18 protein-coding genes and 2 pseudogenes are annotated in these 21,672 nt (G+C 70.1%); 6 read left to right on the forward strand and 14 right to left on the reverse strand.

Going from position 1 to position 21,672, the window contains the following annotated elements; genetic code table 11:
• Positions 1-75 precede the first annotated feature (75 nt).
• Together ABZ192_RS06985 and ABZ192_RS06990 are read left to right on the forward strand one after the other, a co-directional pair.
• On the forward strand, positions 76-2,751 hold the full coding sequence (locus ABZ192_RS06985) for an AMP-binding protein (protein ID WP_356923483.1): 2,676 nt from the start codon (positions 76-78) through the stop codon (positions 2,749-2,751).
• Positions 2,752-3,322: 571 nt separating this feature from the next.
• A complete protein-coding gene (locus ABZ192_RS06990; protein WP_356923484.1) occupies positions 3,323-5,881 on the forward strand; it encodes a GH32 C-terminal domain-containing protein in 2,559 nt (852 codons plus the stop codon).
• Positions 5,882-5,997: 116 nt separating this feature from the next.
• On the opposite strand, the gene ABZ192_RS06995 is transcribed toward ABZ192_RS06990, so the two are convergent.
• On the reverse strand, positions 5,998-7,326 hold the full coding sequence (locus ABZ192_RS06995) for a class I SAM-dependent RNA methyltransferase (RefSeq protein WP_356923485.1): 1,329 nt from the start codon (positions 7,324-7,326) through the stop codon (positions 5,998-6,000).
• A 122-nt stretch (positions 7,327-7,448) separates the two neighbouring features.
• Positions 7,449-9,500, reverse strand: a complete 2,052-nt coding sequence (locus tag ABZ192_RS07000; protein ID WP_356923486.1) for an APC family permease — start codon at positions 9,498-9,500, stop codon at positions 7,449-7,451.
• Between the two features lie 183 nt (positions 9,501-9,683).
• Between ABZ192_RS07000 and ABZ192_RS07005 the strand changes: the two genes are divergently transcribed.
• Positions 9,684-9,821, forward strand: coding sequence for a hypothetical protein (locus ABZ192_RS07005; protein ID WP_356923487.1), 138 nt, complete (start codon positions 9,684-9,686; stop codon positions 9,819-9,821).
• Between the two features lie 2 nt (positions 9,822-9,823).
• Here the strand turns inward: ABZ192_RS07005 and ABZ192_RS07010 are convergent, their stop codons facing one another.
• The gene (locus ABZ192_RS07010) at positions 9,824-10,744 is read right to left on the reverse strand and encodes a PfkB family carbohydrate kinase (RefSeq protein WP_356923488.1); all 921 of its coding nucleotides are present in this window, start codon (positions 10,742-10,744) and stop codon (positions 9,824-9,826) included.
• A 247-nt stretch (positions 10,745-10,991) separates the two neighbouring features.
• On the opposite strand from ABZ192_RS07010, the gene ABZ192_RS07015 reads away from it, so the two are divergent.
• Together ABZ192_RS07015 and ABZ192_RS07020 are read left to right on the forward strand one after the other, a co-directional pair.
• Positions 10,992-11,663 (forward strand): TrkA family potassium uptake protein, encoded by a 672-nt coding sequence (locus ABZ192_RS07015; RefSeq protein WP_356923489.1) that lies wholly within the window; start codon positions 10,992-10,994, stop codon positions 11,661-11,663.
• Positions 11,663-12,340, forward strand: a complete 678-nt coding sequence (locus tag ABZ192_RS07020; RefSeq protein ID WP_010035052.1) for a TrkA family potassium uptake protein — start codon at positions 11,663-11,665, stop codon at positions 12,338-12,340. The genes ABZ192_RS07015 and ABZ192_RS07020 overlap by 1 nt, the downstream gene beginning before the upstream one ends.
• A gap of 155 nt (positions 12,341-12,495) precedes the next feature.
• On the opposite strand, the gene ABZ192_RS07025 is transcribed toward ABZ192_RS07020, so the two are convergent.
• The 8 genes and pseudogenes from ABZ192_RS07025 to ABZ192_RS07060 all read right to left on the reverse strand — a co-directional run bounded on the left by ABZ192_RS07025 (position 12,496) and on the right by ABZ192_RS07060 (position 18,184).
• Positions 12,496-13,227: a DUF3159 domain-containing protein gene (locus ABZ192_RS07025; RefSeq protein WP_356923490.1), complete on the reverse strand. Its 732-nt coding sequence runs from the start codon at positions 13,225-13,227 to the stop codon at positions 12,496-12,498.
• Between the two features lie 3 nt (positions 13,228-13,230).
• Positions 13,231-13,629, reverse strand: coding sequence for an OB-fold nucleic acid binding domain-containing protein (locus ABZ192_RS07030; protein ID WP_078602751.1), 399 nt, complete (start codon positions 13,627-13,629; stop codon positions 13,231-13,233).
• Between the two features lie 67 nt (positions 13,630-13,696).
• A complete protein-coding gene (locus tag ABZ192_RS07035) occupies positions 13,697-14,380 on the reverse strand; it encodes a response regulator (protein WP_356923491.1) in 684 nt (227 codons plus the stop codon).
• Between the two features lie 203 nt (positions 14,381-14,583).
• A pseudogene (locus tag ABZ192_RS07040) lies at positions 14,584-14,787 on the reverse strand (sensor histidine kinase KdpD); the annotation flags it as partial.
• Between the two features lie 131 nt (positions 14,788-14,918).
• Positions 14,919-16,085, reverse strand: a complete 1,167-nt coding sequence (locus ABZ192_RS07045) for an alginate lyase family protein (RefSeq protein WP_356923492.1) — start codon at positions 16,083-16,085, stop codon at positions 14,919-14,921.
• A gap of 164 nt (positions 16,086-16,249) precedes the next feature.
• Positions 16,250-17,005, reverse strand: coding sequence for a DUF3710 domain-containing protein (locus ABZ192_RS07050; RefSeq protein ID WP_356923493.1), 756 nt, complete (start codon positions 17,003-17,005; stop codon positions 16,250-16,252).
• 1 nt (position 17,006) lies between these two features.
• A pseudogene (gene dut, locus ABZ192_RS07055) lies at positions 17,007-17,558 on the reverse strand (dUTP diphosphatase).
• 41 nt (positions 17,559-17,599) lie between these two features.
• Complete coding sequence (locus ABZ192_RS07060) at positions 17,600-18,184, reverse strand: PaaI family thioesterase (RefSeq protein ID WP_356923494.1); 585 nt, start codon at positions 18,182-18,184, stop codon at positions 17,600-17,602.
• Positions 18,185-18,242: 58 nt separating this feature from the next.
• On the opposite strand from ABZ192_RS07060, the gene ABZ192_RS07065 reads away from it, so the two are divergent.
• Complete coding sequence (locus ABZ192_RS07065) at positions 18,243-18,701, forward strand: DUF3093 domain-containing protein (RefSeq protein WP_356923495.1); 459 nt, start codon at positions 18,243-18,245, stop codon at positions 18,699-18,701.
• Positions 18,702-18,770: 69 nt separating this feature from the next.
• Here the strand turns inward: ABZ192_RS07065 and ABZ192_RS07070 are convergent, their stop codons facing one another.
• From ABZ192_RS07070 to ABZ192_RS07080, 3 genes are all read right to left on the reverse strand, one after another.
• Entirely contained in the window at positions 18,771-19,721 is a 951-nt protein-coding gene (locus tag ABZ192_RS07070; RefSeq protein ID WP_356923496.1) for a hypothetical protein, read from the reverse strand.
• 13 nt (positions 19,722-19,734) lie between these two features.
• Positions 19,735-20,031, reverse strand: a complete 297-nt coding sequence (locus ABZ192_RS07075; protein WP_003993510.1) for a DUF4193 domain-containing protein — start codon at positions 20,029-20,031, stop codon at positions 19,735-19,737.
• Between the two features lie 405 nt (positions 20,032-20,436).
• Positions 20,437-21,669, reverse strand: coding sequence for a HAMP domain-containing sensor histidine kinase (locus tag ABZ192_RS07080; protein WP_356923497.1), 1,233 nt, complete (start codon positions 21,667-21,669; stop codon positions 20,437-20,439).
• Between the last annotated feature and the right edge of the window lie 3 nt (positions 21,670-21,672).

Here is a 21,672-nt window from a genome sequence, read left to right on the forward strand (position 1 = left end):
GTTATGAATAAGGTAAAGCTTGCCTAACAGTCAAGGGTTGCTAAAGCGGACGTTGCCGCGGAAAGGGCGCGCCCCGTGATCCACTCCTCCGTGCCCGTCCCGGCGCCGCTCCCGGTTCCCCGTCCGACCGGCCCCTCCGGTGCCGCCGTCCACCCGGCCACGCCCGCCCTGCCGCTCCCGCGGCCGAATGCGGTGCCGTTCGCATGCGAACTCGCGGCACACGGTGACCGCATCGCGCTCATCACACCAGAGGGGACGTTGTCGTATCGCGAGTTGGCCGAGCGGGTGGCCCTCACCGCCGACCGCCTCGGGCCCGTACGGCGGCTGGTACTGCTGGCCGGTGCCAACCGCACCGACGCGCTCGTCACACACCTGGCCGCCCTGTCCGCCGGCCACCCCGTCCTGCTCGTCCCGGGCGACAGCGAGAGCACGATCCGCTCCTTGACCGAGGCGTACGCCCCCGACGTCGTGGCCCACCCGCACACCGACGGGACCTGGACCCTCGACGAACGGCACCCCACGAGCGCCCACACCCTCCACCCGGACCTGGCCCTGCTGCTGAGCACCTCCGGCTCCACCGGCTCACCCAAGCTGGTCCGGCTCTCCCACGACAACCTCCAGGCCAACGCCGAATCCATCGCCACCTACCTCGGCATCGACGACACCGACCGGGCCGCCACCACGCTGCCCATGCACTACTGCTACGGCCTGTCCGTCATCCACAGCCACCTGCTGCGCGGCGCCGGGCTCGTCCTCACCGAACGGTCGGTGTCCGACCCCGCCTTCTGGGACGAGTTCCGCACCGCCCGCGGCACCTCGCTGGCAGGAGTGCCGTACACCTTCGACCTGCTCGACCGGGTCGGGTTCGCACGGATGCACCTGCCGCACCTGCGCCGCGTCACCCAGGCCGGGGGGCGCCTCGCGCCGGAACGCGTCGCCCGGTACGCCGAGTCGGGCCGCCGTGCGGGCTGGCAGCTGTTCGTGATGTACGGCCAGACCGAGGCAACGGCCCGCATGGCCTACCTCCCGCCCCGGCTCGCCGCCGAGCGCCCGGAGGCCATCGGTGTGCCGATACCCGGCGGCTCGTTCCGGCTGGACCCCGTCGACGGACACGGTCCGGATGCCGGGGAACTGGTCTACTCGGGGCCGAACGTGATGCTCGGTTACGCCGAGAGGCCGGCCGACCTCTCCCTCGGCCGCACCGTCGAGGACCTGCGCACCGGGGACCTCGCCCGCCGCGCTTCCGATGGGCTGTATGAGATCATCGGCCGCCGCAGCCGCTTCGTGAAGATCCTCGGTCTGCGGATCGACCCGCAGCGCATCGAGACCCTGCTGGAGGCACACGGCGTCGCCGCGTACTGCGCGGGGGACGGTGAGACCCTGGCCGTGACCGCGCTCGGGGACGCGAGCGCGGAAGGCCGCATCCGGCGGCTGATAGCGCAGGAGTGCGGGCTCCCGCCGCACGCCCTACGGGTCCGCGCCCTGGCCGAACTCCCCCGCCTGGCGTCGGGCAAGCCCGATTACGAGGCCGTACGACAACTGACGCGCCCCTCCGCGGAGACAGCGCCCGACCCCGCCGAGGATCTGGTCCGCCTCTACGCGGAGATCCTCGACCGCGTCGACGTCACCGAGGACAGCAGCTTCGTCAGCCTGGGCGGCGACTCCCTGTCCTACGTCGAGATGTCGCTGCGCCTGGAGGAGTCGCTCGGCCACCTGCCGGCCGACTGGCACACGAGAACCATCCGCGAGCTGCGTCCCCAGACCGCACACGTGGCCCGGACACCGGACGATCGGGACGGATCGGTGCCGCGGCGGGAGCGGGGAATCGGAAGCGCACTGCGCACCTGGACCAGCCCGGACTCCTGGCGCACCCGCCGCACCCTGGAGACCGGCGTCGTCCTGCGCGCCGCCGGAATCGTCCTCATCGTCGGCTCACACGTCCGGATCTTCGACATCAAGGGCTTCGCCCACATCCTCCTCGGCGTGGCGGGCTACAACTTCGCCCGCTTCCTCCTGACAGACGCCACACGCCGCGAGCGCATACGGCGCCTGTGGCGCAGCATCGCCCGCATAGCCGTGCCGAGCATGGTGTGGATCACCGGCGCCGTGCTCCTGACCGACTTCTACGATCCCGCCAACGCCCTGCTGCTCAACACCCTCATCGACCAGGGGAACGATCGCTTCGACTGGGCCTACTGGTTCGTGGAGGCCCTCGTCTACTTCCTGATCGCCCTGACTCTCCTCATGGCCGTACCGCTGCTGGACCGGCTGGAGCGACGGTACGCGTTCGGCGTGCCGCTGGCCCTCATGGCCATCGGCCTGGCCGGCCGCTACGACCTGCTCGGCCTGGCGTCCGTCCGACCCCAGCTGAGCCCCTCAGTGGTCTTCTGGCTCTTCGCACTGGGGTGGGCGGCCGCCCGGGCGGACACCGTGCGGCAACGTGCCCTGCTGACCGCGGCACTGCTGCTCACCGTGCCCGGCCTGTTCGAGGACCAGCCCCTGCGCACGGCCCTCGTGATCGCCGGTCTGGGGCTGCTGATCTGGGTACCGACCCTGCCCAGCCTCGGCCCCCTCAGCACACTCGCGGGCGTCCTGGCCAGCAGTTCCCTGTACATCTACCTGACGCACTACCAGGTCTACCCCTACCTCCAGGAGAACTTCCCGATCACCGCCCTGTTCGCCTCTCTGGTGATCGGCGTGGGCTACGCGACGGTCGTGAACCGGACTGCGCGGACGATCCGGTGGCTGTGATCACGCCCCTCCGCCACGCACTTCACCTCTCGGGCACTGACTGACCGCGCCCGCCGGCACCACGGCCGAGCTGCTGGCCGCGCTCGCCTCCGGCGTCAATCAATGTGGCCCAGCTCAAGGCCCGCGGCGTCACGCTGATCTGCTCCTCGCGGGCGCCGATCGACAAGCTCCTCACCTACCGGGAGCGGATGGACTGGAGCGTCGACTGAGTCTCCGCCGGGGGCGGCGACTTCGGAACTGTCCGGCACGGACGTGCTCGGCGTCACCGAAGGGCCCGGGATGAGCGCCTACGCCAAGAGCCCGCCACAGCCGACGGGTCGGCGCGGTTCGCGGCGCCCGGCGACAGCCGATGAACTGCCGGTCGTACCGGAGCAATCGCGCCCGGACCGTTGACGCGGAGACCGTATTGGGCTTCATAATCGGGCACTCGCTGTCATCGATGACACAAGTCAACGATGACACCCCGAACCGACGACCCGGATGGTCGGCCCCGGCCCGGGTGCACTTTTCGGTCCGTCGCGCAGAAGCCGCAGTCCCCGCTGCGCCGACGGCCGCGGGACAAGGAGACACCATGAGCTCTGTACGCGTATCCCGAAATGCCCGCATACGGATGATGGCGGCGGTGGCGACCGTCTGCGCCCTGTCCGCCGCACCGCTCGCCCCGCAGGCCGTCGCCGCCGACGCCCCGCCGTACACGGAGATCTACAGACCCCAGTTCCACTTCACACCGCAGAAGAACTGGATGAACGACCCCAACGGCCTGGTCTACTACAAGGGCGAGTATCACCTCTTCTACCAGTACAACCCGAACGGCAACACCTGGGGCGACATGTCCTGGGGGCACGCGGTGAGCAAGGACCTCGTGCACTGGGAGGAGTTGCCGCTCGCCCTGTCGCACGACGACGAGGAGATGGTGTTCTCCGGCAGCGCGGTCGTCGACTGGAACAACACCACCGGATTCGGCACGAACAAGAACCCTCCCATGGTGGCCATCTACACCAGCGCCTACAAGAACGGGGGCAAGCAGGCCCAGTCGCTCGCCTACAGCACGGACCGCGGCCGCACCTGGACCAAGTACCAGGGCAATCCCGTGATCGACATCGGTTCCACCAACTTCCGCGATCCCAAGGTCCAGTGGTACGCACCGTCCAAGAGCTGGTTGATGACGGTGTCACTGTCCGCCGAGCACAAGGTGCAGTTCTACTCGTCCAAGAACCTCAAGGACTGGAAGCTGCAGAGCGAGTTCGGCCCGGCCGGCGCGACGGGCGGCGTGTGGGAGTGCCCCGACCTGTTCCCCCTCGCGGTCGACGGGGACAAGAAGAAGATCAAGTGGGTCCTGGTCGTCAACATCAACCCCGGGGGTATCGCGGGCGGTTCGGCCGCCCAGTACTTCGTCGGAGACTTCGACGGCAAGAAGTTCACCGCGGACGACAAGGGCACCTACACACCGCCCACGGGCAAGGTGGTACAGGACTTCGAGGGCACCGGCTTCGGTACGTGGACGAACACGGGCACCGCGTTCGGCCAGGGACCGGCAGCCGGGGCGGTGGACGGGCAGGGGACCGTCGACGGCTTCGACGGCAAGGGCCTCGTCAACAGTTTCCACGGAGGTGACGGCACCACCGGCATCCTCAGCTCCCCCTCCTTCACCGTCGACAGCCCTTACCTGAACTTCAAGATCGGCGGCGGGCGGCATCCGCACGAGGCCGGAACCGTCATGGACAGCACTCCGCCCGAGGGCACGGTCCTCGCCGACTTCGAAGGCGGAACCTACGGCGACTGGACGGCGACCGGTGACGCCTTCGGCACCGCACCGGCCACCGGCACCCTCCCCGGCCAGCAGCAGCTCTCCGGTTTCCTGGGAGACGGTCTGGCCAACACCTTCCTGAACGGCGACTCCACCACCGGCACCCTCACGTCACCCGAGTTCACCATCGACAAGAAACACATCAACTTCCTCATCGGCGGGGGCAATCACGCCGCAGGTTCCGACAACCCGACCGCCGTCGAGCTCCTCGTGGACGGCCAGGTCGTCCGCAGCGCCACCGGAAAGGACGCCGAGGCACTCAACTGGGCCTCCTGGGACGTCAGCGACCTCGCCGGCAAGCAGGCGCGGATCAGGATCGTCGACGACAACACCGGTGGCTGGGGCCATATCAACGTCGACCACATCATGCTGTCCGACGCCCCGGCCCAGCGCGTCTCCCAGGAGACCTCCGTCAACCTGATCGTCGACGGCCGAGTCGTCCGCAGCGCGACCGGCGCCGACAGCGAGACCCTGGACTGGGCCTCCTTCGACATGCGCCCGTACGCCGGCAAGAAGGCGCGGATCCAGATCGTCGACATGAACACCGGCGGCTGGGGCCACGTCCTGGCCGACCAGTTCACCACGGCCGAAAAGCCCGCCAAGTCCGTCGTACAGCGCGCCGACTGGGCCGACTACGGCAAGGACTACTACGCGGCGGTCTCCTGGGAGAACGCGCCGGGCGGCAAGCGCTACATGATCGGCTGGATGAACAACTGGGACTACGGCCAGTCCATCCCCACCTCCCCATGGCGCAGCGCGCAGAGCGTTCCGAGGGAGATGGCCCTGCGTACCGTGGACGGCCGAATCCGGCTGACCAGCAAGCCGGTGGGCAGCCTGGAGTCCCTCCGGGGGAAGCGCCCGGCGACGGCGTCCGACATCACCGTCAAGAGCACCTCCAAGCCCCTGATCCGCCCCACGGCCAAGGGCAAGGCACTCGACATCGAGGCGACCTTCTCCCTCAAGGACGCCGACCGCTTCGGCCTGAAGGTGCGCACCGGCGCGGGCGGCGAGGAGACCGTCATCGGTTACGACACCACGACTCAGGAGTTGTACGTCGACCGCACCCGCTCCGGAGCCGGGGACTTCAACAGCACCTTCCCAGGTATCCAGACCGCACCGCTGAAGCCCAAGAACGGCAAGGTCAAGTTGCGGATCCTGGCCGACTGGTCCTCCGTCGAGGTCTTCGGCGGCAACGGCGAGGCCGTGATCACCGACCAGATCTTCCCCGACCCCTCCAGCACCGGCGTCGAGGTCTTCGCCGAGGGAGGCACCGCCACGCTCGACGACATGCGGGCGTGGCAGCTGAAGTCCATCTGGCGGTGACGAGCCCGGGTCCGTGCGCTGGCCGGCCAGGAGCGGCTTCCGGCGCACGGGCTCAGAAATGAGCAGGGCTCCCCAGCTACTCGACGCACAGAACGCACATCACCCGAACCTGCAGGTCAGGAGCCCTTTGCCGCAGGCTCAAGGATCGCAACGCACTCCACATGATGCGTCATCGGAAACAGATCGAACGCCCGCAACGTCCGCACCCGATACCCCCCATCCCGGAAGTACCCCAGATCCCGAGCCAACGCAGCCGGGTCACAAGCCACATACGCGATCCGCCGCGCCCCCAGCGACGCCAGATGCTCCACCGTCTTCCGCCCCGCCCCGGCCCGCGGCGGATCCAGGACGATCAGGTCGACCTCCGTGATCCCCGTGCGCGGCAGGACGCTCTCGACCTTGCCCTGCTCGATGCGGACGCGGTCGAAGTCGGCGAGGTTGTGCCGCGCGTCCTCCACCGCCCGCTTGCCGGACTCGATGCCGAGGACCGCGCCCTGCTCGCCGACCCGGTCGGCGAGGGCACCCGCGAAGAGGCCGACGCCGCAGTACAGGTCGAGGGCCATGTCACCCTTGCGCGGCAGGAGGCCCTGCATGACGGCCGTCACCAGGGTGTCCGCCGCCTGCGGGTGGACCTGCCAGAAGCCGCCGTTGCCGACGCGGTAGGTCCGGCCGTCCGCGCGCTCGCGGACGAAGGGGCGGCCGTGGACGCGGTGGACACCGCCGGAGCGCTCGTCCACGCGCAGCACCGACACCGGGCGGTCGAGCTCGACCAGCGGGAGGCGCGCGCCCGGCTTCGGCGTGAGGATCACCTGGCGGTCCTGCGAACCCGTCGCCGCGATCGCCTCGACGGAGTCCATGCCGGTCCACACCCGCTTCTCGATGCCCAGCTCGCTGACCCCCTCCGCGGCGATCATGCAGTGGTCGATCGGCTCCACCTCGTGGGAGCGGTGCCGGCGCAGGCCCGCGCGGCCGTCGGCCGTGACCGCGTACTGGACGCGGGTACGCCAGGACGGGACCTGGCCCGCGGGCACCTTGTCACCCTCGGCGGGCATCACCGTGCCGTCCCAGCCGGCCTCCTCCGGGGTGAGCCCGGCGAGGTGCTGGAGCTGCTCGGCGATGACGTCGGCCTTCAGGCGCCGCTGCGCGCCCGGCTTGGCGTGCTGCCAGTCGCAGCCGCCGCAGCGGCCGGGGCCGGCGAACGGGCAGGGGACGTCGATCCGGTCCTTGGAGGCGTCCAGGATCTTCACCGCGTCCGCACGCAGGAACCGTGCGCCCTGCTCGCCCTCCGTCACCCGCGCCACGACCCGTTCACCGGGCAGGGTGTGCCGGACGAACAGCACCTGGCCCTCGGACGTACGGGCGATGCAGTGGCCGCCGTGGGCGACGGGGCCGATCTCGACCTCGTACTCCTCCCCCACCAGCGACTTCCTCGGTTCTGCCTGCATGGTGGGGTGACTCCAAAACACGTGAGGGGCAAGGGCCGAACGGAAACGGCCGGACAACAGCCCACCAGTCTACGTGGGTGCCGCCCGGCCGCTTCACACGAACCGTCACACGAGCCGTCGTCTCACGACTTGTGCTCGTTGGATTCCTTCGACCGTACCTGTGCGGGCCCCCGCCGCACCGAACCCGGCGCGTTCCACTCCGCCTGCCTGCGGGCCCGCCGCTTGGCCACTTCCGAGGACTGGAGCTGGTACGGCACCGAGGTCACCATGATCCCCGGCGTGAACAGCAGCCGGCCCTTCAGCCGCAGGGCGCTCTGGTTGTGCAGCAGGTGCTCGTACCAGTGGCCGACGACGTACTCGGGGATGATCACGGACACGGCGTCCCGCGGCGACTCCTTGCGCAGTCCCTTGACGTACTCGATGATCGGCCGCGTGATCTCGCGGTAGGGCGAGTCCAGGACCTTCAGGGGTACGTCGATGCCGCGCCGCTCCCACTCCTCGCGCAGCGCCTTGGTCTCGGCCGGGTCGACGTTGACGCTGACCGCCTCCAGCGTGTCCGAGCGCATCAGCTTGGCGTAGGCCAGGGCGCGCAGCGTGGGGCGGTGGATCTTGGAGATCAGGACGACGGAGTGGACGCGGGAGGGCCGTACGCTGTCGTCGCTCGGGCCCTCGGGGGCGGCGATCTCCTCGGCGACGCGGTCGTAGTGCTTACGGATCGCCGTCATCGTCGCGTAGAAGATCACCATGCCGAGCAGGGCGACCCACGCGCCGTGCGTGAACTTGGTGACGAGGACGACGACCAGCACGAGGCCGGTGAAGAAGGCGCCGAAGGCGTTGATGGCGCGCGAGCGGATCATGCGGCGGCGCTTGGCCTGGTCCTGCTCGGTGGCCAGGTGGCGGTTCCAGTGCCGGACCATGCCGGTCTGGCTGAGCGTGAACGACACGAACACACCGACGATGTACAGCTGGATCAGGCGGGTGGAGTCGGCGCCGTAGATCCACACCAGCAGTCCGGCGGCGCCCGCGAGGAGCACGATGCCGTTGGAGAAGGCCAGCCGGTCGCCGCGGGTGTGCAGCTGGCGCGGCAGGTAGCGGTCCTGGGCGAGGATCGAGCCGAGCAGCGGGAAGCCGTTGTAGGCCGTGTTGGCGGCGAGGAACAGCACCAGCGCGGTGGCCGCGGCCAGCACGATGAACAGGAAGCTGCCCTTGCCGAAGACGGCCTCGGCGACCTGGGAGATCACCGGGTTCTGCACGTAGTCCCCGCCGAGCGGGACGCCGTTGTGGAAGAGGTCGCGGGCCGGGTTCTCGGCCATGCGGACCTTGGTCGCGGCGGCCAGCGCGATGATGCCGCAGAACATGGTGACGGCCAGCAGGCCCATCATTGCGAGGGTGGTCGCGGCGTTCTTGGACTTGGGCTTGCGGAAGGCCGGGACGCCGTTGGAGATCGCCTCGACGCCGGTGAGCGCGGCGCAGCCGGAGGAGAAGGCGCGCAGCAGCAGGAATACCAGGGCGAAGCCGGCCAGGCCCTGGTGCTCGGGCTTGATGACGTAGTCCGCGGTGGGTGCCCGCATGGTGTCGTCCAGGACCAGTCCGCGGAAGGCGCCCCAGGCGATCATCGTGAAGACGCCCGCGACGAAGACGTACGTCGGGATGGCGAACAGCGAGCCCGACTCCTTCACGCCGCGCAGGTTCATCAGCGTCAGCAGCACGATCACGCCGATCGCGCAGAGCACCTTGTGCTCGACCACGAACGGGATCGCGGAGCCCAGGTTCTCGATGCCGGAGGAGATCGACACGGCGACGGTGAGGACGTAGTCGACGAGCAGCGCGCTCGCGACCGTCAGTCCGGCCCGGGGGCCGAGGTTGGTGTTCGCCACCTCGTAGTCGCCGCCACCGCTGGGGTAGGCGTGCACGTTCTGCCGGTACGACGCGACCACGGTGAACATCAGCACCACGACCGCGACCGCGATCCACGGACTGAAGTGGTACGCCGTCACACCCGCGATCGACAGGACCAGCAGCACCTCCCCCGGCGCGTACGCGACGGAGGACAGCGGGTCGGAGGCGAAGACGGGTAGTGCGATGCGCTTCGGCAGGAGTGTTTCCCCCAGCCGGTCACTGCGCAGTGCGCGCCCGATCAGGATCCGTTTGGGCACGTCGGTCAGTTTGGACACAACAGTGGATCGTAAGCGTTCGATTGCGGGCTCGCCCACCCGCCACCCCTCATCGGCGTTCCGTCTGCTCTCCGAGTGAATTCAGAGGCTGCTGCGGCTGCGGATTCGGCAGGTCACCCGGCTCCCATGCCTATATGACTAAGCCCCGTCCGACGCCCGGCCGTCGCCGCCCCTGGAGGTCCCATGCACCCCACCGCAGAACTGATCGGCGCAGCGGCCACACTCTTCGTCCTCGTAATCCTCACCGCGGCGAGCGTGCGGAGCATCAGCCGCCGCAAGAACGTGGCGCCGGACACGGCCTGGAGACCGGACACCCCCTAGAGCTACGAGCCCGGCGCCCGCTCCAGTTCAGCCACCCCGGCCAGCAGTTCCTCCCGCCCGATGCTGTCCGCCCGGGTCGACGGGACCGTGCAGGCGTATGCCCCGGCCACCGTGCCGTGCAGGGCGCAGTGGTGGGGCGGGGCACCCTGCAGCCAGGCGTGGAGAAACGCGGCGGCGAAGGCGTCGCCCGCGCCGTTGGAGTCGACGACCGGTGCCGGGGGCGGGGCGGCGGGTACGTGGGTCAGCTCGCCGTCGGCCAGCAGGTACGCGCCCTCCGAGCCGGCGGTGGCGACGACGGTCCGGGCCCGGCCCCGCTCGGTGATCCGCCGCATGGTCCGCTCCGGGTCGGCCAGTGCCGTGCAGGAGAGGAAGACCAGGTCGGCCTGGTGGGCGAAGGGCTCGTGGTAGGGGTCGGAGCCGTCCCAGTCGTGCAGGTCGGTCGAGATCGTGATGCCGGCCTCGCGCAGGACCGGCAGCGCGTGGGCGCACGGCTGGGTGATGACGACATGGGCGTGCCGGCTGGCCGCGGCCAGCTCCCGCAGCACGGCCTCGGGCAGCCGGTCCGTCTCCGCCGAGCGCGTGGCGTCGTACAGCGACAGCCGTCTGCCGTCGGGGCCGACGAGGTTGACGGCGCGCTTGGTGCCGAGCGGCTGGGGGACGGCGGTGAGCGCGATGCCACGGTCCCGGTGCAGGGCTCGGACCAGGTCGCCCTCGGGGTCGTCGCCCAGCATGTCGATGTGGTGCGTGCGCAGCCCCAGCGCGCTCGCGGCCAGCGCCACGAAGTCCCCGCTCTGGCCCGCGCGCGTCACGATGCCGGGCCGGATCATGTGGCTGTCGGCGAACGGCACGGGCAGCTCGGGCACGTGCACGATCGTGTCCACGCCCGCCCCTCCCAGGACGAGGACGTCGATCTCGGTACTCATATGTCGGTTCCCTCCCCGCCGGGGCCCGGCAGGGCCCTCGGCAACCCCCTCGACTTTGCCGATACGTTGGACTCGGGCAGTCGAACGCGGCACCGCCCCCGGAAGGCATCATGGCGTGATTCCACCGGCATGATGTTGCCTGGCGGCCCGCACTCAGGCCGCGACTGGTGCCTGGCGAGCCGAAAGAGAGACATGAGCAGGACATTGTTGACGGTCAGAGGGCCCGTAGGAAGCACGGTGTGACGCGATGCATATTGTGATCATGGGTTGCGGAAGGGTGGGCTCCGCCTTGGCCCAGAACCTGGAGCAACAGGGCCACACGGTCGCCGTGGTCGACCAGGACCCCACCGCCTTCCGCCGCCTGGGGTCCTCCTTCGGCGGCCGCCGGGTCACCGGGGTCGGCTTCGACCAGGACACCCTGCGCGAGGCGGGCATCGAGGAGGCCGGAGCCTTCGCCGCCGTCTCCAGCGGCGACAACTCCAACATCATCGCCGCGCGCGTGGCCCGCGAGATGTTCGGCATCGAGAACGTCGCCGCCCGCATCTACGACCCCCGCCGCGCCGAGGTCTACCAGCGCCTGGGCATCCCCACCGTCGCGACCGTCCGCTGGACGGCCGACCAGATGCTGCGCCGCCTGCTCCCCTCGGGCGCCGAGCCGCTGTGGCGCGACCCCACCGGGGGCGTCCAGCTGGCCGAGGTGCACACCTCCCCCGCCTGGGTCGGCCACAAGATCAGCCGGATCCAGGAGGAGACGGGCGTGCGCGTGGCGTTCCTGACCCGGCTCGGCGAGGCGGTCCTGCCCACCTCGCAGACGGTGTTGCAGGAGGGCGACCTGGTGCACGTGATGATGCGTACCGACGAGATCGACAAGGTCGAGGCTGTGTTCGCCAAGGGTCCCGAAGAGGAGGGCGGTCACTGATGAGGGTCGCCATTGCCGGTGCCGGCGCGGTCGGCCGCTCGATCGCGGGCGAGCTGCTGGAGAACGGCCACGAGGTCCTGCTGATCGACAAGGCGCCGACCGCCATCTCGGTCGAACGCGTCCCGCAGGCCGAGTGGCTGCTGGCCGACGCCTGCGAGATCACGTCCCTGGACGAGGCGGCGCTCCAGCGCTGCAACGTCGTCATCGCCGCGACCGGCGACGACAAGGTGAACCTGGTCGTCTCGCTCCTCGCCAAGACGGAGTACGGCGTTCCGCGGGTGGTCGCCCGGGTGAACAACCCGAAGAACGAGTGGCTGTTCAACGAGTCCTGGGGCGTGGACGTCGCCGTCTCCACACCGCGTCTGATGTCGGCCCTGGTCGAGGAGGCGGTGAGCGTGGGCGACCTGGTCCGCCTGCTCCGCTTCAGCCACGGCGACGCCAACCTGGTCGAGCTGACCCTGCCGGAGGAGTCGGCCCTGGCCGGCACGCAGGTCGGGGACGTCGAGTGGCCCGAGGACACGTCCCTGGTCACGATCATCCGCGGCACGCGCGTCCTGACGCCCTCCCGGGAGGACTCCCTGGAGGCGGGCGACGAACTCCTCTTCGTGGCCGCGCAGGCCCGTGAGGAGCAGTTGGAGGACCTGCTGTCGGTACGCCGGGACAGCGCGGCGAGCTGAGGGGCCCTGCGGGGACAAGCAGGAGGGGGCTCCCGGAACTCCGGGAGCCCCCTCCTGCTTGCTTCACCTCTCGACCGACCGCGTCGGGCGGCGGGTGGGCATAGGCCCTGGGGGTCTGGGGGCGGAGCCCCCAGTGAGTCCAGCACACACGCCGGTCACTGCTCGACGGACCGAGCAGCAGCCTCCTGCTCCCTCTCCTCGGCGGCCTTCTCCTCCGCCTCCATCTCCGCGAACACGTCGATCGGCGCGGGCGCCTTCGCCAGGAAGACCCACGTCAGCCACACGGCGAGCAGGAACGGCGGGATCTTCAGGGCGACCAGCACCCAGCCCAGCTGTGTGGTGTCGGCCCACCAGTACAGCGGGAAGAGGATCGCGCACTTGGCGAGCAGGATCGCGCCCCACGCGTAACTGGCCTTCGCGTACGCCTTCTTGCGGCCGGGGTTCCGCGTGCGCCAGGAGAGGTTCTCCTTGAAGACCGGGCCGAGGATCAGCCCGATCAGCGGAACGCCGCACAGCGTGGTGATGATGTAGGCGAGTCCCAGGCCCAGCGTGTAGAGCATGCCGGGCAGGTAGAAGTCCTTGGCGTTGCCGGTCATCATCGCGAAGACGACACCGAAGGCCACGCCGAAGACACCGCTGAAGGCGTGCTTGACGGTGTCCTTCATCACCAGCCGGACGACGACCAGCACCAGCGACACGGCCAGCGCCGCGATCGCCGACAGGTGCAGGTCCTTGTTGATCGTGTAGATGGTGACGAACAGCAGGCCGGGCACCACCGTCTCGACCATGCCCCGCACGCCGCCGAACGCTTCGAACAGGGCGGCCTCGGTCACCGCCCGGGCGTCGTCCGCAGATGTCTCTTCGGTCGGCTTGTCGAGCGACGTCACCGGCTACTCCCGTCCGAGGGGTCTCAGTTCGTACTTGGGATTGAACAGCACCCGGCGGCCCCGGCTCATCGAGATCCGGCCCGATGCGATCAGCTTGCGCCCCGGTTCTATGCCCACGATGGAGCGCCTGCCGAGCCACACCACGTCCAGCGCGGCGGAGCCGTCGAACAGCTCGGCCTCCAGGGCCGGGACACCGGCGCGCGGCCGCAGGGTGACCGTGCGCAAGGTACCAGTAACCGTCACTATCTGCCGGTCCTGGCAGTCTCCGATCCTGATACAGCCCGTGGTCTCGGTGTCCTCGCGCAGCTCCTCGGACTCCAGGTCCTCCTGCGACGAGGAGAGCCGGTCGAGCATGCGCCGGAACCGGCCCGCAGGCTTCTGCGAACGAGGAACAGCACTCATGTCTAGAGCGTACCGGGGGCTGCTGACAGCCACGTAGTCCCGGGGCTCTGCGGACCCCCCGGAGGCCTCACTTCTCGAACCGGTACCCCATCCCGGGCTCGGTGATGAAGTGCTTCGGACGGGAGGGGTCCGCCTCCAGCTTCCGCCGCAGCTGCGCCATGTACACGCGCAGATAGTTGGTCTCCGTCCCGTACGACGGCCCCCACACCTCCTGGAGCAGCGCCTTCTGCCCGACCAGGCGGCCCCTGTTGCGGACGAGGACCTCCAGCAGGTGCCACTCCGTGGGGGTCAGCCGGACGTCCTTCCCGGCGCGGCCGACCTTCTTCGCGGCCAGGTCGACGGTGAACCCGCCGGTCTCCACGATCACGTCGTCCGCACCGTCCTCGGCCGGTTCGGCCCGGCGCACGGCGGCCCGCAGCCGGGCCAGCAGTTCGTCCATGCCGAAGGGCTTGGTGACGTAGTCGTCGGCGCCCGCGTCCAGTGCCTGGACCTTCTCGTCGGAGGAGTGCCGGGCGGACAGCACCAGGATCGGCACGCGGGTCCAGCCGCGCAGGCCCCTGATCACCTCGACGCCGTCCATGTCGGGCAGGCCGAGGTCGAGGACGACCACGTCGGGGTGGCGGGCGGCGGCGATCCGGAGGGCGGTGGCGCCGTCGTGGGCGGCGTCGACCTCGTACGTGCGTGCCCTGAGGTTGATCACGAGGGCGCGCACCATCTGCGGCTCGTCGTCGACCACCAGCACACGGGTCATGAGGAGGCCTGCCTTTCCGGTTCTGCCTGGTGTTCCGCCGCGTCGTCACCCTCCGGGCGCGGGGCGTCGCCGTAGCGCTGCAAGGGCTCGAAGATGCGCTCCTGGGCCTCGTCGGGGACGCCCGGCCCCCGGTCGGACGGACTGTACTCGACGGCGTTCTCGACGAGGTCGGCCATGGCCCGCTCCAGCGGCCCGGGGTCCACACCGCGGTACTCCAGCCGTCGGCGCGGCACCTGCTCCAGGCCGTGCAGCAGCACCTCGGTGCGTGGCCTGTCGTGGTGCTCGACGAAGGCGGCCACGCGGTCGGTGCCCCGCTCGATACGGCGGTGCCCCTCGGAGGGCATCGCGCACGTCTCGCCGACGCCCGGTGCCGCACCGAGGTGGATCCGAAGCTTGCCCCGTGCCATGGCCCCATTGTCTTCCGGTCCGCTGCCTGCGCGGCCTCGACCTTACGACCGGGAAGAGCGGCACATCGGCGCCGGGCGCGTCGACGGGGCCGTCTTTGACGAAACCCTGACGCGCCCGGCCGTTCAGCGGGTCACGCGGGGTTGTCGCCGTGGGTGAGGGTCTCCCAGGCGACGAAGAGGTTGTTGCTGCCTGCCGGGCGGCCGCGCAGGGTCAGCGTCTCGGTGTTGGTCATGGCGTGTCCGAGCCGGTTGGCCAGGGCGTTGTGGCCCACCTCGGGAACCGGCCCGAGCCCGAGCTTCAGGGAGCCGCCGCACAGCCAGCCCGGGGCGGCGGCGCCGAGCTGGTACTTGGCGTGGAAGCCCAGCCCGTGCCGCAGCCGCTCGCCGACGTCGGTGCCGTAGAGGTCCTGCCCCTGGATCCGGCTGGTCTCGGCGACGTGCGAGATGGCCGAGAGGCCGTACCCGGCGTGCGTGAAGTCCCGGCAGGTCTCCTGGCTGAGACCGTCGACGAAGGTCGACTGGCCCTGCCAGTACTTGACGATCTTGTCCCGGGTGTTCAGGTTCTGGCTCGGCACGGTCTTCGGCAGGTCGCCGTCGGAGGCCAGGTAGACGTAGGCGGCCGTGCGCGTGCGGAACTTCGCCATGGCCTTGTCGTACGACGCCTTGTCCTCCAGGAAGACGGAGATGCCGACGGCGGCCTCCATCATCGACAGCTCCCAGTTGCCGTTGGAGTTCGAGCCGTTGATCACCTCGGGGAGGTAGACGTTCCGGAGCATGGTGGCGAAGCGGCCGGAGTCGGCCCAGGTGCCGGTGTACGTGTACTTGATGATCTCGGCGGCCTTGGGCCAGGAGGAGCCGGCCCAGCCCGTCTGGAGCGGCGCGTTGCTGTTGGTGTGGTCCCGGATCACGGCCGACCAGGCGTCCATCAGCTCGATCGCCTTGCGCGCGTGCCGTTCGTCGCGGGTGACGTACCAGGCGAGGGCCTGGGTGTAGGCGGCGATCGCGTCCTCGCGCTCGTCGGTGCAGCCGTTGTCGGGGTTGGAGTACGAACCGCACTCGACGACCGCCCGGGGCTTGGGCGTGCGGTTCAGGTCGGCGTACTTGCTCGCCATCATCCGGTCGAAGGCGCCCTTCCAGGGCTGGGCGCCCGCGTTGACCTTGGAGCGGGTGAAGTCCAACTGGCCCTTGGAGACGGTAACTCCGGGGTGGACGAAGGTACTGGGAGCGGCGTCGGCGGGCCAGGCGAGCACGCCGGCGACGAGGGCGGCCGCGGCCGCTAAGAGTCCGGTTCTGCGCATACGCGGGGGCCTTCCGTTCTCGTATGTGAACGTGAAGCGCCTTTATGAACAGACGCGTTGGACGGAGACGGTAGGTACAGACCAATACCCCGTCAAGGCTCCCCGCACGAAGCATGCGAAAGGGCCGCACCCCTGGGGGTGCGGCCCTGTTGACTCTGTGGTGCTCAGCGAACCTCGGTGATCTCTGGTCCGCGCTGGAGCTGGCCCATTCCGCCGGCGAAACGGGAGCCCTCCTCCTCCTGCTGGATGCCCTCGGGGACCATCTGGGCGTCGTTGGGCAGCTTCAGGACGATCGGGTCGCGGGGCGCCATCGGGCCCTCGCCACGGACCACGACGGTGTCCCGGAAGATCTGCTCCAGCAGCCCGGCGGCCTGCGGCTGCACCGCGCCCTGGCCCGAGATGACCCCGCGCAGGAACCAGCGGGGGCCGTCCACACCGACGAACCGCACGACCTGGAAGCCGCCGGTGCCGTCCGGCAGCTGCACCGGCACCTGGGCCCGCAGCTCCCAGCCCAGCGGACCCTCGACCTCGTCGACGATGCCGCCCTGCTGGGTGATGCCCGAGCCGATCTCCTCGCGCACCTCGCCCCAGATGCCCTCGCGCTTGGGCGCGGCGAAGGCCTGCAACTGGATGGCGCTGTCCCGCAGCACGACCGTCGCCGCCACGATCGCGTCACCCGCGACCTCGACCCGCAGCTCCATGCCGTCGACGCCCGGCACGAACAGACCGCCCAGGTCGACCCGGCCCTCGCCCGGGTCACGCACCTCGGAGCTGTCCCAGGGCCCGTCTGGCCGCGGCGCCGGCTCGAGCCTCAGGCGCTCGTCCTCGCCGCCCGCCTCACTGTCGACACCGTCGACGACCTGCTCGGCCTCGCCGGCCGCGTCCTCGGCGGCATCCCTCTTCTTGCGACGTCCGAACACGTCACTGTCCTTCCCGGTCGGATACGACCGAAGCGTATCGATTCCCACCCGCCCGACCGCCCAGGGCGGCCTGACCGCTTGTGCCGCTCGTCCCGTCCACCGCGGCGTGTCCTCCGGTGGACCCGAAGCCCCCCTCGGCCCGCGCGGAGCCGGGAAGCTACGCCACCTCATGGAAGCGGACCCTCTCGACCTGCTGGACGACCAGTTGGGCAATCCGGTCGAAGCGCTCGAACCGCACGTCCTCGCGCGGGTCGAGATTCACCACGATCACCTTGATCTCCCCACGGTACCCGGCATCAACCGTCCCCGGGGCATTCACCAGGGCGACGCCACAGCGGGCCGCCAGGCCGGACCGGGGGTGCACGAAGGCCGCGTACCCCTCCGGCAGCGCCACAGACACTCCCGTGGGCAGCACGGCCCTCTCGCCCGGAGCCAGCCGGCACGCCTCGGTGGTGCGCAGATCGGCTCCCGCGTCCCCGGGATGCGCATACGCCGGAAGTGGTACGTCCGGATCGACGCGCCGGATCAGCACGTCCACGGGCGCACGACTCACGGAGCTCGTGGGGTTCACGGGAACGAGGGGGCTTTCCGGGCTCACGGGTTCACCTCGAAGGCGCGGGCGCGCCGGATCTGGTCCGGGTCGTTCATGGCCGCCTGGATCTCCTCCTGGCGGCCGTGGTCGACGAAGTGGTCGACCTTGACCTCGATGAAGAGCGCGTCGGCCCGCACGGCGACGGGCCCGTCGGGTCCGCCGACGCGTCCGGTGGCGGTCGAGTAGATCTTCCGCCCGGCCACCGCCGTCACCTCGGCCTCCAGATACAGCGTGGTGCCGACGGGCACGGGCATCACGAAGTCGGTCTCCAGCCGTCCGGTCACGGCGATCGTGCGCAACAGCCAGTTCAGCGAGCCGAGCGCCTCGTCCAGGGCGGAGGTGAGCACACCGCCGTGGGCGAGGCCCGGGGCGCCCTGGTGGGCGGGCTGCACGGTGAACTCGGCCGTGAGCGACACACCCTCGCCGGCCGTGGCCTCCAGGTGCAGCCCGTGCGGCTGCTCGCCGCCACAGCCGAAACACTGGCCGTAGTGCGCGCCGAGGGGCTCACCGGGCGCCGGGGCATCCGGATGCCGCACCGGTCGCACGGCGTCGGCCGGAGGCTGAAGAGCAGTGGAAGTACGACTCACAGCCGGAGACCTTACCCGCGCGTCGGCCCCTTCCCGACACCGTGTCAAGCTTGGCTCCATGCAGCTCTCCGCCGCCCCGTACGAAGAACGCCTGACCGCTCCCCGGTCCTGGTGGCTGATCTCGTTCCTGGTCGGGGTCTCCATGGCCCTGGTCCTGTTCCCGTTCGGCACGCTGCCGATGCTCGGCGGCCTGGCCGGCGGCACGGCGGTCGCGGCCGTCGCCGCCAGTTCGTACGGCTCGGTCCGCATCCGGGTGGTGGGCGATTCCCTGATCGCGGGCGAGGCGAAGATCCCGGTGGCGGCGCTGGGCGAGGCGGAGGTCCTGGACCCGGAGGAGACCCGCGCCTGGCGCACCCACAAGGCCGACCCGCGCGCCTTCATGCTGCTGCGCGCCTACATCCCCAGGGCCCTGCGCGTGGAGGTCACGGACCCGGAGGACCCGACTCCGTATCTGTACCTGTCCACGCGCGAGCCGGAGCGCCTGGCGGAGGCGCTGAAGGCGGCGAAGTCGGCGTAGCACACTTGCGCGGGCCTTCATCCGGAGGCTGATGACGGACGGGGCCGCGCGTCGCGCCTCGGCGTCGCCTCAGCGTCCGTCGTCGCGCTTGTCGTCTCTCTCGTCGAGGCGGCCCAAGGGGTCTTCGGCGATCTGTCCCATCTCGAGGGCGTCCGCCGGACGCTCCAGGGCGGGGAGCGCCTCCAGGTCCTCCCAGGGCACCTGGATCTTGCGCAGGTCCTCGCGGATCCGGGCGGCGAGCTTTCTCGTCTCGCTGCGGTTCATGGCCGCCCCGACGGCGGCGCCGACCAGGAACGGCACCAGGTTCGGCATGCTGCGGACCATCCGCTTCATGATCCGCTGCCGCAGCTCGCGCTTCATGCGGCTGTTCAGCGCCGTGCGCAGCGTCGACGGCTTGGTCGCGTCGATCCCGCGCTCCCCCGACCAGGCGTCGAGGTACGCCGTGCTGCGCTGTTTGAGGTTGCCGGGCGGCCGTACGCCGTAGACCTCGTGGAGTTCGGCGATCAGCTTCAGCTCGATCGCCGCGACGCCGGTGACCTCGGCGGCCAGTTCCGTCGGCATCGCGGGCGGCACGGGAAGCATCGCCGCGGCGCCGATGCCCGCTCCGACCGTGGCCGTCGCCTTCGCCGCGCCCGCGACGAGTTTGTCCGCGAGCTCTTCCGGCCCGAGGCCCGGGAACTGCCGGCGCAGGGTCGCCAGGTCCCGTACGGGGACGCGCGGGGCCAGTTCGATGATCCGGTCGGCGAGGTGTGCGAGCCCCGCACGGGCCCGTTCACCGCCCTTGCGAGCGCCTTCCCAGGCCCTCTCCCGGATCGCCCCCGCCCGTCGTCGGGCGACGGGTGCGGGGACGCCGACGGACGCCGGGAGGTCACCCCGGTCCGCTGCCGGTTCGAGCGAGGCCGCCCCCGTACCGGTTGAGCCTCGCTCGTCGTCACGCGCGCCGTGCGGGCCGTCGATCGGCCCTTCGTCCGCTTTCCGCTTGGAGAAGCGGCGCTTCCAGGGAGGGGTCGAGCCAGTCACGGCCGACCCGTCCTCAGTCGCAGTCGCGGCAGATCGGCTGACCGTTCTTCTCCCGGGCCAGCTGGCTGCGGTGGTGCACCAGGAAGCAGCTCATGCAGGTGAACTCGTCCTGCTGCTTCGGGAGCACTCGTACTGCCAGCTCCTCGTTCGAGAGATCGGCGCCGGGCAGCTCGAGGCCTTCCGCGGCCTCGAACTCGTCGACGTCCACTGCGGAGGCCGACTTGTCGTTCCTCCGAGCCTTCAGCTCTTCGAGGCTGTCCGAGTCAACGTCGTCGTCGGTCTTGCGTGGAGTGTCGTAATCGGTTGCCATGTCGCTCTCCCCCTCTGGGTGTCTGCGGTGTCTCCAGCGCACGTAACGCGTGAGAGGCCGGACTTGTGCCCGACCTGAGGCGGAGATTTTGCCTCACATCAAGGTCTGTTACTCAATCGACACCCAACCGGACTCCTCATGAGTGATCGGCTTGGATGGCGATGGGGACCGTACACGGTCCGAATGCCGCACTACAAAGGCGTCTCACCGTGTACTTCCCGTGATCAAGACCCTCGAAAACCGGGATTTTCCCGGCTTTCCGACAGGGTGCATGATCACGGAGAGTGGATGGCCGGAAAGGCGCCCCTGTGATCGATCACACACGGGGTATGCGCGGTGCGATCTCGAAAATTCAGCGCAAAGCGAACATCCCCGTGTGTCGCCGAGTTGATCGGCGACATGATCTCAGATGGGCAGCGTGACCCGCATCACGAGCCCACCCCCTTCGCGCGGCTGTGCGTAGATGTGCCCGCCGTGCGCCCGGGCCACCGACCGGACGATCGACAGTCCGAGTCCTACGCCCTTGTCGCTGCCCGTGCGCTCGGTGCGCAGCCGCCGGAACGGCTCGAAGAGGTTGTCGATCTCGTACGCCGGCACGACCGGGCCCGTATTGGAGACGACCAGGACGGCCTGGCCGTGCTGGACGTCCGTGGTGACCTCGACCCAGCCGTCCTCGGCCACGTTGTACCGCACGGCGTTCTGCACCAGGTTGAGGGCGATCCGCTCCAGCAGCACGCCGTTGCCCTGGACGACGGCGGGCTTCTGCTCGCCGCGGATGCGCACGCCCTTGGCCTCGGCCTCGCCGTGCACCTGGTCGATGGCCTGCTCGGCGACCTCGGCGAGGTCCACCGGGCCCCGCTCGACGATCTGGTTGTCGCTGCGGGCGAGCAGCAGCAGGCCCTCGACGAGTTGCTCGCTGCGCTCGTTGGTGGCCAGCAGCGTCTTGCCGAGTTGCTGGAGTTCCACCGGTGCGCCCGGGTCGGACAGGTGGACCTCGAGGAGCGTGCGGTTGATCGCCAGCGGTGTTCTCAGCTCGTGCGAGGCGTTGCCCACGAAACGCTGCTGGGCGGTGAAGGCGCGCTGCAGCCGCTCCAGCATGTCGTCGAAGGTGTCCGCCAGCTCCTTCAGCTCGTCGTCCGGGCCGTCCAGCTCGATCCGGCGGGACAGGTCGGAGCCCGCCACCGCGCGCGCGGTGCGGGTGATCCGGCCCAGCGGCGACAGGACCCGGCCGGCCATCGCGTAGCCGAAGGCGAAGGCGATGACCGCCAGGCCCAGCAGGGCCAGGAGCGAGCGGCTGAGCAGGTTGTCCAGTGCGGCCTGCCGCTGGTCGTTGACGCACTGGTTCATGGCGTGGTTGAACTCGCTGGGCGAGGCCTGGCCGGGCAGGTTGCAGATGTCGCTGGTGACCTTGCCCTCGACGATCTTGAACGGCAGCTCGCTGCCCACGTTCAGCGCCTGGGCGGCCAGCAGGTAGATGATCGACAGCAGCAGGATGCCTGCGATCAGGAACATGCCGCCGTAGAGCAGCGTGAGCCTTATGCGGATGGTCGGACGCAGCCAGGGGAGCGGCGGCGCGGGCCGCCGGGGGTCCCAGGTGGGCTTCGGGGGTGCCTGGGGAGGCGCGGGAGTCGCTGCCACGGC

The sequence above is a fragment of the Streptomyces sp. NPDC006235 genome, from assembly GCF_040613735.1.
Classification (GTDB): domain Bacteria; phylum Actinomycetota; class Actinomycetes; order Streptomycetales; family Streptomycetaceae; genus Streptomyces.